This is a genomic window from Pseudomonas sp. GW821-FHT04C07 (genome assembly GCF_059420325.1).
In genome coordinates this window covers 480,730-490,031 of record NZ_JBWKTM010000003.1, presented here as the reverse complement: position 1 = coordinate 490,031, position 9,302 = coordinate 480,730, and the positions used below count along the sequence as shown (strand labels likewise).

10 protein-coding genes and 1 tRNA gene are annotated in these 9,302 nt (G+C 57.0%); 3 read left to right on the top strand and 8 right to left on the bottom strand.

All coding sequences use genetic code 11. From position 1 onward, the window contains the following. The coding region (locus AC07UI_RS09030; RefSeq protein ID WP_494992133.1) for a hypothetical protein at positions 1-195 on the top strand (195 nt) is incomplete at its 5' end. 256 nt (positions 196-451) lie between these two features. On the opposite strand, the gene AC07UI_RS09025 is transcribed toward AC07UI_RS09030, so the two are convergent. From AC07UI_RS09025 to phnN, 7 genes are all read right to left on the bottom strand, one after another. After that, positions 452-1,201, bottom strand: a complete 750-nt coding sequence (locus AC07UI_RS09025) for a hypothetical protein (protein WP_494992132.1) — start codon at positions 1,199-1,201, stop codon at positions 452-454. A 176-nt stretch (positions 1,202-1,377) separates the two neighbouring features. Further along, positions 1,378-2,886, bottom strand: a complete 1,509-nt coding sequence (locus AC07UI_RS09020) for a DUF5666 domain-containing protein (RefSeq protein ID WP_494992131.1) — start codon at positions 2,884-2,886, stop codon at positions 1,378-1,380. Next, positions 2,883-3,728 carry a DUF6502 family protein gene (locus AC07UI_RS09015; protein ID WP_494992130.1) on the bottom strand — a complete coding sequence of 282 codons (846 nt, stop codon included), beginning with the start codon at positions 3,726-3,728 and terminating at the stop codon, positions 2,883-2,885. The genes AC07UI_RS09020 and AC07UI_RS09015 overlap by 4 nt, the downstream gene beginning before the upstream one ends. A gap of 285 nt (positions 3,729-4,013) precedes the next feature. After that, positions 4,014-4,595: a hypothetical protein gene (locus AC07UI_RS09010; protein WP_494992129.1), complete on the bottom strand. Its 582-nt coding sequence runs from the start codon at positions 4,593-4,595 to the stop codon at positions 4,014-4,016. Continuing rightward, on the bottom strand, positions 4,580-4,855 hold the full coding sequence (locus AC07UI_RS09005) for a hypothetical protein (RefSeq protein WP_494992128.1): 276 nt from the start codon (positions 4,853-4,855) through the stop codon (positions 4,580-4,582). Before AC07UI_RS09005 ends, AC07UI_RS09010 begins: the two co-directional genes overlap by 16 nt. Positions 4,856-5,334: 479 nt before the next feature. Further along, positions 5,335-5,411, bottom strand: a tRNA-Arg gene (locus AC07UI_RS09000). Positions 5,412-5,558: 147 nt separating this feature from the next. Continuing rightward, on the bottom strand, positions 5,559-6,140 hold the full coding sequence (gene phnN / locus AC07UI_RS08995) for a phosphonate metabolism protein/1,5-bisphosphokinase (PRPP-forming) PhnN (RefSeq protein WP_494992156.1): 582 nt from the start codon (positions 6,138-6,140) through the stop codon (positions 5,559-5,561). Positions 6,141-6,524: 384 nt separating this feature from the next. Here phnN and AC07UI_RS08990 point away from each other — a divergent pair, with 384 nt between their 5' ends. Continuing rightward, positions 6,525-6,851: an Arc family DNA-binding protein gene (locus tag AC07UI_RS08990; protein WP_133837973.1), complete on the top strand. Its 327-nt coding sequence runs from the start codon at positions 6,525-6,527 to the stop codon at positions 6,849-6,851. 169 nt (positions 6,852-7,020) lie between these two features. On the opposite strand, the gene mgtE is transcribed toward AC07UI_RS08990, so the two are convergent. Beyond that, entirely contained in the window at positions 7,021-8,463 is a 1,443-nt protein-coding gene (gene mgtE / locus AC07UI_RS08985) for a magnesium transporter (RefSeq protein ID WP_494992127.1), read from the bottom strand. A gap of 320 nt (positions 8,464-8,783) precedes the next feature. Between mgtE and AC07UI_RS08980 the strand changes: the two genes are divergently transcribed. Next, a complete protein-coding gene (locus tag AC07UI_RS08980; RefSeq protein WP_494992126.1) occupies positions 8,784-9,275 on the top strand; it encodes a DUF4124 domain-containing protein in 492 nt (163 codons plus the stop codon). The last annotated feature ends 27 nt before the right edge of the window (positions 9,276-9,302 follow it).

Sequence of the window (9,302 nt, the reverse complement as noted above, 5' to 3'; positions counted from 1 at the left end):
CTCCACAAGCACCCACACGAATTGCTTGATTCAGTTGTTAAAGAGCGGTTGGTTAAGATCTTTCGTCTCAACCGAGGTGCGCATTCTACAGATACCAATTACCCCGTCAAGCAATTATTTCAAAATTTTTCAAATTTTCTCTTTAGACTTCAAATGCTTAGCCAGCCTCCATCATCTCTTGTCAGCAGGCGATGAATGCTGTACCACAAAAAATCTCGGCCTAAGTCGCACACCCTTCTCTCTATATATGTGTGCTTAGGCGCCATAGCGGACACCCCTCCCTTGCAGCCGTCCCTTTGCAACGGCCGCACACTGGCAACCCAACGCGGGACCGCAAACACTCCATGTTCAGCCTCTGGATAAGAATATAAAGCCAGCTTTTGAAAAGCACTGCCGACCGGGAAAAACGTGATGGATGCCACCAACGCCAAAGGAGTCCAGGTTACTACAATCAGAAAGTGTGGTTGAGCAGCAGCCCACCCTCCGCGTCCGGGCTAGCGTCGGAAAAGCCCTTTACCGCATACAACTGGATCTTCCAGTGCTGGTTGAGCTTCTGAGTGACGAAGAGGGTGAGCTCCTTGAGTTGGTCGCCACTCGAGACGACTTTCTGCCGCCAGTCGTAGGAGGCGCCCACAGTGGTGAGCGCGGCCACTGGTATGGCGAAGCCAAGGCTGGCAAATATCGGGTTGTTGAAGTTGGTGCCGGACGGATCGCCGAACTTCTTCCAGCCCAGGGTGGCGAACCCGGTCACCGGGCCAAAGGCCTTGGCGACGTCGACCTGGGCGGAGTAGTCGGTTTTTCCGGTGCCCAGGCACTTGTCCTCGTCGGCAGTGGGGAGCTTGACCTTGCCAACCAGATTCAACAGCACGCTGCCCTGACTACCGTCGAGCACGGCATAGTCGGCGCTGGCGATGGTGTCTCCGAGACCGCTTTCCATTTTGCCGCATCCGCCCGGCAACGGTTCGCCATCAGGGCCGACCGAGGGGTTGGTAATGCGTAGCCAGGGAACGGTGAGTTTGTACGTCATGGGTCCGGTTTCGTACTTGCCGACGAGCGGGACGTACCAGATTTCGGATGTAGTACCGGTGCCATAGTCACCTCGTGAGTAGTCGACGCCGATCGAAGTGCTGAATGTATTGGCCAAGGCCGGCAAGGTTAAGCTGGCGAGCAGGCTGGCGAGCAGGGTGCGCTTGGATTTCATGTTCACCTCGTGTATCCAGTCATCGAAGCTCACAAAGCATTTTTTGTTTCTGCAAAGCGCGGCCACCAATAGGCACGTACGGATAGCACGTGTCATCTTTGCGGTGGCATGGCGCAAGCGCGATGGGACTTATCCAGCCTAGTTACCTATGACGATAGTGCATCATGACGCACTGTTTAATTCTTCTTTTCAGGACGCTCGACCTTCTCGACCTTCTCGACCCTCTCGACCCTCTCGACCTTCTCGACTTTCTCGACCTTCTCGACTTTTTCTGGTCGTTCGACTTTCTCGACTTTTTCTGGTCGTTCGACCTTCTCGACCTTTTCTGGTCGTTCGACTCTCTCGACCTTCTCAACTTTGTCTGGTTGTTCCAGCTTCTCGGTGCCCTCGCGGCGGTCGTCGTCCCCGTGGAAGGTTTCGCTGCGCAAGCCGTTATCGCTCTCAGTGCGGCCGCTCTTGTTGTCGCCCGAGTCGTCCGCTCTATGATCGGTGTCGCCGTCAGTGGCTCTGACTCGCCCGGATTGGTTCCTGGCTGGCGTATCGGAGCGCTCGCGAGGGAACTCGATACGCGTTGCCCGTACCTCGCGCGCACCGCTGAACACACCGCTCACCCGCACGCGTCGATCCAGTGCCAGTTCGGAGGGTTGCCCACCGACAAACACTGTGTCGCGCTCCAGCGTCACGTTGAAGCCGCCAACAACCAAGTGCCGGTCCTGCCGCCCCTGCACCAGACCTTCGATCACCGCCTGGTGTACCTGGCCGACGAAGGCGAGGCTCGGGTCGGGGCGGCTCTGGGCGACGTTCAGCTCGCGACCGGACCAGTGGCCGCGCACCAGCACTTCTTCTGCCGGCGCCGGGTGATTGCTCAGCTTCAGCCCCTGGAGACTGCCGGTGCGATCAATCGAGCCGATGGCACTGGCGTCCCTGAGGCCGGGCGCCCGGTCGATGCGGCTGGCCACCACCTCGCCACGGGCATTGCGCAGCCCGCTGACCCGTACCGGCTCGCCCGGACGCAGACCTTCAGCGACCCGCGCGCCGCTGGCGAGGCGCACCGGTTGCCCCATGACCTGCAGTGGCGCCGAAGCGCTCGGGAGGGCCGTCAAAGGTCCTTCATAAATGTGCAAGATCGAGATGCCCTCTGCCTCCAGGCCTCGCGGAGAGGTGACCGCCGACACTGCGACCACTTGGCCCACCTCCAGTTGGGCGCTGTTGGCGGCGATGCCGTTCTCGCTGACCGGCACGTCTTTGGCAAAGTGCACTTCCAAGCCATTGATGCAGATCGAGGCGAACCCGGTGATCGTGCCGACGATACCGGTGCCGCCAGTACCTCCCGGACGCTGCGTGATCGGCGCGCCGGTGCCGCCGATCCCACCATTTTCGGTGCGAATGCCGGTGCCACCCACGCCGCCAGCCAACGCACCGGTGCCGCCGATGCCTCCCGGACGTTGCATGATCGGCGCGCCAGTGCCGCCGATCCCACCATTTTCGGTTTGGTTACCGGTGCCACCCACGCCGCCAGGCTTCGCGCCAGTGCCACCAATGCCACCCGGAAGCTGCGTGATCGGCGCGCTGACAATACCCACGCCATCCTGGTTGACGCAGGCCGGCGCGGCCTGCACCAGAGCGGGAAGTCCAAGGCCCAGGGCGATGGTGATGGCACGAAAAAGGCGTAGGTTGGCAGTCATGGTTGGGGGGCCTTCGGCGAAATGGGTTCGGTAGGCTCCGTGTAGAAGTAAAGGCCGATGGTAATGCGCTGGCGCGGTTCGGGACTGGGCAGGTCACGGCTTTCGAGTTCAGTGGCGAGCCGGTTAAAACCTAACAGGGCCTGCATACCCTCGTTGGCGACGGCCTCGCGCAACTCGTCGACGCTGGCCGGGACCAGCGCGTCGTAATGAACGCTACGCTCAAAAAAGGCCGGACCTTCCCCGCTCAGGTTGTGCACCGCAGCGCAGGCGTGATCGTGCAGGTTGTGACCCAAGTACGCTGCTTTCTCATCGAAGCCCTTCTGCGGCACGAAGGCCTGGACTTCGAGGTGGACGCGATCTTGCTCGTCAAGACGGACGACGCCCAGGCGCAGCCATTCGTCCAGCACCACCCGCGCACGGATGTCCGTGCTGATTTTCGCTACCAAAGCGTCGAAGGAGCAGTCGCCGCCGACACTGGCTAGTCGCGGCAGGGGCAATGGCTGGCCGGAGTGATTACAGAAGGGCATGCTGTTGGTCCAGGTGTTGACCAATTGCGCACCGAGGGTGATGTTTTCGGGAAGAGCGGTAAAAGTCGTGTCGCTTGTCTTGCGCAAGCGCCGCACATCCTTGCGATGAACCCCGGTGAGCAGGTTGATGCGGCTGTCGCTCGGGGCTTTATCGTCAAGGCGGAATTCACGATCCGCCACATCGACGAAGACCTCCTTGAGCAGGTCGGCGAACACCGAATAGGTGACTCCTTTGCGGAGCATCAGGCGTACCAGAGGCCGCATGACTTGCCGAAGGGCTTTTAGCAGCGAAGCAGGCAGGGTAGGCGGTTGCATTCAGTGCATTCCTAGACAGATAAACGCAGTATAGCGGTGCGGGAAAAAATCCCATGAGCGGCTTGTGCCGCGTTACCCCCTGCCAATTTTCAGGCCCAACCACTGTACTCATCTATGACGCTTGGTTGACGGGGACTGACCTGCTGCGCGCAAACGCCTCATACAAAACCAGTCCCCGGACCTTTGTTTGATGCCATTAAATTCCGTCAGTCTCCGCTGTTATCAGCGTCGGGTTCGCCGCCGACGTGATTGCGTGTACTTCCGAAATGGTTGCCTTTGAGGCCTCTATCCCTGAACGGCTTTTTCAGCCTTTTCTTCAGCCTGCTCTATAGCCTGTTCTTCAGCCTTTTTAGCCTTCTCAGCCTTTTCTTCAGCCTGCTCTGCAGCCTGTTCTTCAGCCTTTTTAGCCTTCTCAGCCTTTTCTTCAGCCTGTTCTGCAGCCTGTTCTTCAGCCTTTTTAGCCTTCTCAGCCTTTTCTGCTGCCTGTTCTGCTGCCTTCTCAGCCTTTTCTTCAGCCTGTTCTACAGCCTGTTCTTCAGCCTTTTTAGCCTTCTCAGCCTTTTCTTCAGCCTGTTCTGCAGCTTGCTCTTCAGCCTTTTTAGCCTTCTCAGCCTTTTCTGCTGCCTGTTCTGCTGCCTTCTCAGCCTTTTCTGCTGCCTGTTCTGCTGCCTTCTCAGCCTTTTCTGCTGCCTGTTCTGCAGCCTTCTCAGCCTTTTCTTCAGCCTTTTCAGCCTTCTCAGCCTTTTCAGCCTTCTCAGCCTTCTCAGCCTTCTCAGCCTTCTCAGCCTTCTCAGCCTTCTCAGCCTTCTCAGCCTTCTCAGCCTTTTCAGCCTTTTCAGCATGATCGCCGCTTAGCCCGTTGCCCACTCCATTCCCGCCCAATCCACCGGAATGACCAGTACCGCCATTACCCTCACCGTGGCCACCGCCATTTCCACCACTACCATTACCACCTCCGCCGCCATTACCACCACCGCTGCCACCACCGCCGCCACTGCCGCCACTGCCACTATGACCACCTCCGCCGCCATTGCCACCTCCGCCACCGCCGCCATCGCCGTGACCTCCACCGCCACCGCTTCCACCACTGTCTTTGGCATATGCACTTGAGCTATGTGAAATAGCATCAGGTACCAGAACGATGGAAGCCGACAGGACTCCACCAATTGCCAACGCCAATAAAGCCTTCTTGAAACGCATATGAGCCATCATCTTGTCTCTCCTGGTGATTTACCGCGAGCAGAGCCAATGCCATCCGAGAGCCGCATACCTGGAAGCAGCCCCTCACCCTTACATTTTTCTCCTTAATCATTGGCGTGGGAAAAATTCCCATATGAATAAAGCTAGTTCGCTTTGGCCGAGCGTCAACCCGCGCACGGAAAAGCCGACTGGCGGTCGGGCGGAGGAGGACGTCAAAAATGGAGTGACGGCGGGGTGTAGTGTTCAACTAATCCCGGACACGACGTTAAGTTTCTGCTCAGCCTGAGCCAGTCCAATCCGCTGAAAGCTGATAGCCAAAAGCTTGAGCGCTTGGAGAAGTGGGGGACTGGATATGAGATCGGGTCGGCATAATCAGCGAAGGATTACGCTAAGTAACTGATTTTATTGGTGTCCCAGGGCAGGTTCGAACTGCCAACCTTCCCCTTAGGAGGGGGATGCTCTATCCAATTGAGCTACTGAGACATAGGGCGACCGCAAAGACATGCGCGGTGCGAAGGATGGCGTGCATGTTAACGGCCAAGCCGGCATTTGTCATGTCGTCTATAGGGCTTTTTAAGTGTAGGTCAGAGCCAGCGCAGGACCGCCGCGTCGGCGATCGTGAAAACGGCATCAATACAAAAAGCCATCACTGACGCCCTCCCGCACCAGCAGCCCGAGGAAATGCTCGACAGTGACAGACAATTCTCCGGAGTTATCCAGCCGTATGACAGGAGCGCCGTCGCCTGAGGATCCGCTGGCGAGAAACAGGTCATTGCGCTTCAGCCTCGCTTCAATTTCCTCGGCATTTTCACGCCTGCGTCGCACAAGGCGATGACGTAAAACCTCGCTCTTCACCGATAACAAAACAGGTAGCAATGTCGGATAACGCTTGCGCGCTTCAGCCAAGTACTCTCTGGAGCCGTTGACCAGTACATTGCGCCCGAGGGCCAGCCATTCATCAATCTGGACCGGGATTCCGTAACCGAGACCGTTGGCGTGCCAATACAAGGCAAAACCTCCTTGCTGCTTGAGTCGCTCGAACTCCGCTTGAGAGACACCCATGGCATCCTCCCCTGCGGACTCGGCCGAGCGCGTAATGACTCGTCGCGCCACATCGCAGCCAATTCTGCGCAATGGTTCGCGGGAGGCATCGATAAGGCTGTCTTTACCCGCCCCCGACGGGCCCATCAAATAAATCAGTCTGCCCGGCATCTCGGTAACGTCTCTAGTCGCTTGCATGCCTAGTAAATCGGCCATTTGCCACTATCCTATACAAAAAGGATAAATGATCGAATCCGCATAAAATGCTCGCTCCGGAGGCTTCAGACACCTCCTGTCAGGCAATTGGAAGCGGTCAGATGTGCCGCATAGGGTAATCTTTTCAAACCAATGCGCATTTCTGATAATTAGTGCTGGCATAACGCCTTTATCCAGCTCAATATTTGTCATAGAATTGACGCCAACGATCTGGCATTTATGAGGCATGATGCGGGCCTCTTAACAATTCAGGTTGAACATTTGGTTGTGAAGCTTGTCCTAACAGACATCTTGCGGCCAATTCCGAAAACCGCTCCCCTGAACTAACCGGTTAAATATATGCGCCCATTGAAACAGGCAATTTATTCCAGCCGCACGGCTGACAAGTTCGTCGTGCGTCTGCCCGATGGAATGCGTGAACGCATCGCCGAGGTGGCTCGCAATCATCATCGCAGCATGAATTCTGAAATCATCGCGCGCATGGAGCAAAGCCTGATTCAGGAAGGCGCGCTGGGCGAAGAATTGAGCATGCGCCTGGACAGTCCGGAACTGTCACTCCATGAACGCGAACTGCTTCAACGTTTCCGCCAACTCTCACATCGTCAGCAAAACGCACTGGTCTCCTTGATCGCCCATGACGCCGAAATGGCAGCAGACGCCTCCTGATTCCACCCTGAAAGTTCAAGCCAGCCTAGCGCTGGCTTTTTTTTTGCCCAAAATTCGGCACAACCGATCATGTCGCAGGGCGCATGCACCGCCCTGCTCAAGACCCATCAAGAATGAATATAAGGAGAATCGCACAGCCCGCCAAACGGTAAGACTGTGCAGGGAAGATTCAAAGCAGGAAAATCGTCGCCAGCCCAAGGAAGATAAAGAACCCGCCACTGTCGGTCATGGCGGTGATCATCACGCTCGCCCCCATTGCAGGGTCACGCCCGAATCTCGCCAGTGTCATGGGAATCAGGACGCCCATCAACGCCGCCAGCAACAGATTGAGGGTCATCGCTGCGGTCATCACCACGCCCAGCGACCAACTGCCATACAGCAAGTAGGAGACCACACCGATCACCCCACCCCAGACCAGGCCATTGATCAATCCGACGGCCAGTTCCTTGCGCATCAGGCGTGAGGTGTTGCCGGTGCTGACCTGATCCAGCGCCATGGCGCGCACGATCATGGTAATTGTCTGGTTACCCGAGTTGCCGCCAATACCGGCAACAATCGGCATCAAAGCAGCCAGGGCCACCAGCTTCTCGATGGAGCCTTCGAACAGACCGATCACTCGAGAGGCGACAAATGCGGTAATCAGGTTAATTGCCAGCCAGGCCCAGCGGTTGCGCAGGGACTTCCAGACTGAGGCAAAAATATCTTCCTCTTCACGCAGACCCGCCATGTTGAGAACTTCGTTTTCGCTCTCTTCACGAATCAGGTCGACCATTTCGTCGATGGTCAGACGGCCAATCAGTTTGCCGTTCTTGTCGACCACAGGAGCCGAAATCAAGTCATAACGTTCGAAAGCCTGAGCGGCGTCGTACGCATCTTCGTCCGGGTGAAAACTCACCGGATCGCTGGCCATGACATCCAATACTTGTTTGTCCGGGTCGTTGACCAACAACCGCTTGATCGGCAGCACGCCCTTGAGCACACCGCCGTAGTCGACCACGAACAACTTGTCGGTATGACCCGGCAGTTCTTTGAGCCGACGCAGGTAACGCAATACCACTTCGAGACTGACATCCTCACGGATAGTCACCATCTCGAAGTCCATGAGCGCACCGACCTGCTCCTCGTCATAGGACAACGCGGAGCGGACACGCTCACGCTGCTGGCCATCGAGGGTTTCCATCAGTTCGTGGACGACGTCTCGCGGCAGCTCTGGCGCCAGGTCAGCGAGTTCGTCGGCATCCATCTCCTTGGCAGCCGCCAGGAGCTCGTGATCATCCATGTCGGCGATCAGCGTTTCGCGAACGGAATCGGACACTTCAAGGAGGATATCGCCGTCGCGCTCGGCCTTGACCAGTTGCCAGACAGTCAGACGCTCTGCAAGCGGCAAGGCTTCAAGGATGTGGGCAACGTCGGCGGAGTGCAGGTCATCGAGTTTGCGCTGCAACTCGACAAGGTTTTGCCGGTGAACCAGGTTCTCGACCCGGTCGTGATGATGACCTTCCTGGCGATGAGTCAGGTCTTCGACTACCCGCTGGCGCTGCAGCAGCTCAACGACTTGAGCGAGGCGGTCTTGCAAACTTTCTTGCGTTTTCTTTACTTCAACTTCAGACATAGGCGAACTCCACTCCCAGCAGCGGGGCACGCCGGAAGGATCAATCAGTCAATTCATGATTGTAAAAACGGGGTACTGAGTAACTACTGGGTAAGTCCATGGAGGTATTCCACAAGCCCCGGCGGGGCTGACGGGCGCAATGATACACCGCTTGATGTCGTTTAACGCTAAAAAATCTCGGCAAGAACAAGCGCTTGCAACGCAATCCTGATCGCTGTCCGAATCTGTAGAGCTGCGACGACTCATTCAGAAAAGAAAACACACCCGGGGCCAAAAAAGTACCGTCTATCCTGTTTCGGGACCGTCACGGAGGACGTCGCATGCCACTGAGAAAGACCTCGCTCTTGTACCTCGCCCTGCTTTGGCTAGCGTCGCAAGCAAGCGCCACGACTGTGCAGCGATGCGAAAACGCTGACGGCCATGTCACCTTCACCTCCCAGGGTTGCGCGCCACAAGAGACACTTCGAATTCAGAATGTGGCCAATCCTGCTCCGAGCGGGGTCAAGGCTGCTTCCTCGAAGAGCAGCCCCCTGAAAATATTCAGAGCGAAATCAGCAAAAGAGGAGCCGGTCATTGTCGGGCAGCCCGATGACGTTTGTGCAAGCCTGCTCAGCGCCAAAGAACGCCGCCAGGCAATCATCAATCAACGAATCGTACCTGGCATGAGCCAACAGGAAGTCGAAAGCGCACTCGGCAAGCCAGACAAAATCAGCATTCGAAATGCGACCACGAGCTATCGCTACAACGCAAAGAAAGGTCGCAGCGCTCAAATCGTGTTCGATGAGAAAGGCTGCATAACAGGCAAACGCTAGCAGCAAAAAGCCCGCACTCGGCGGGCT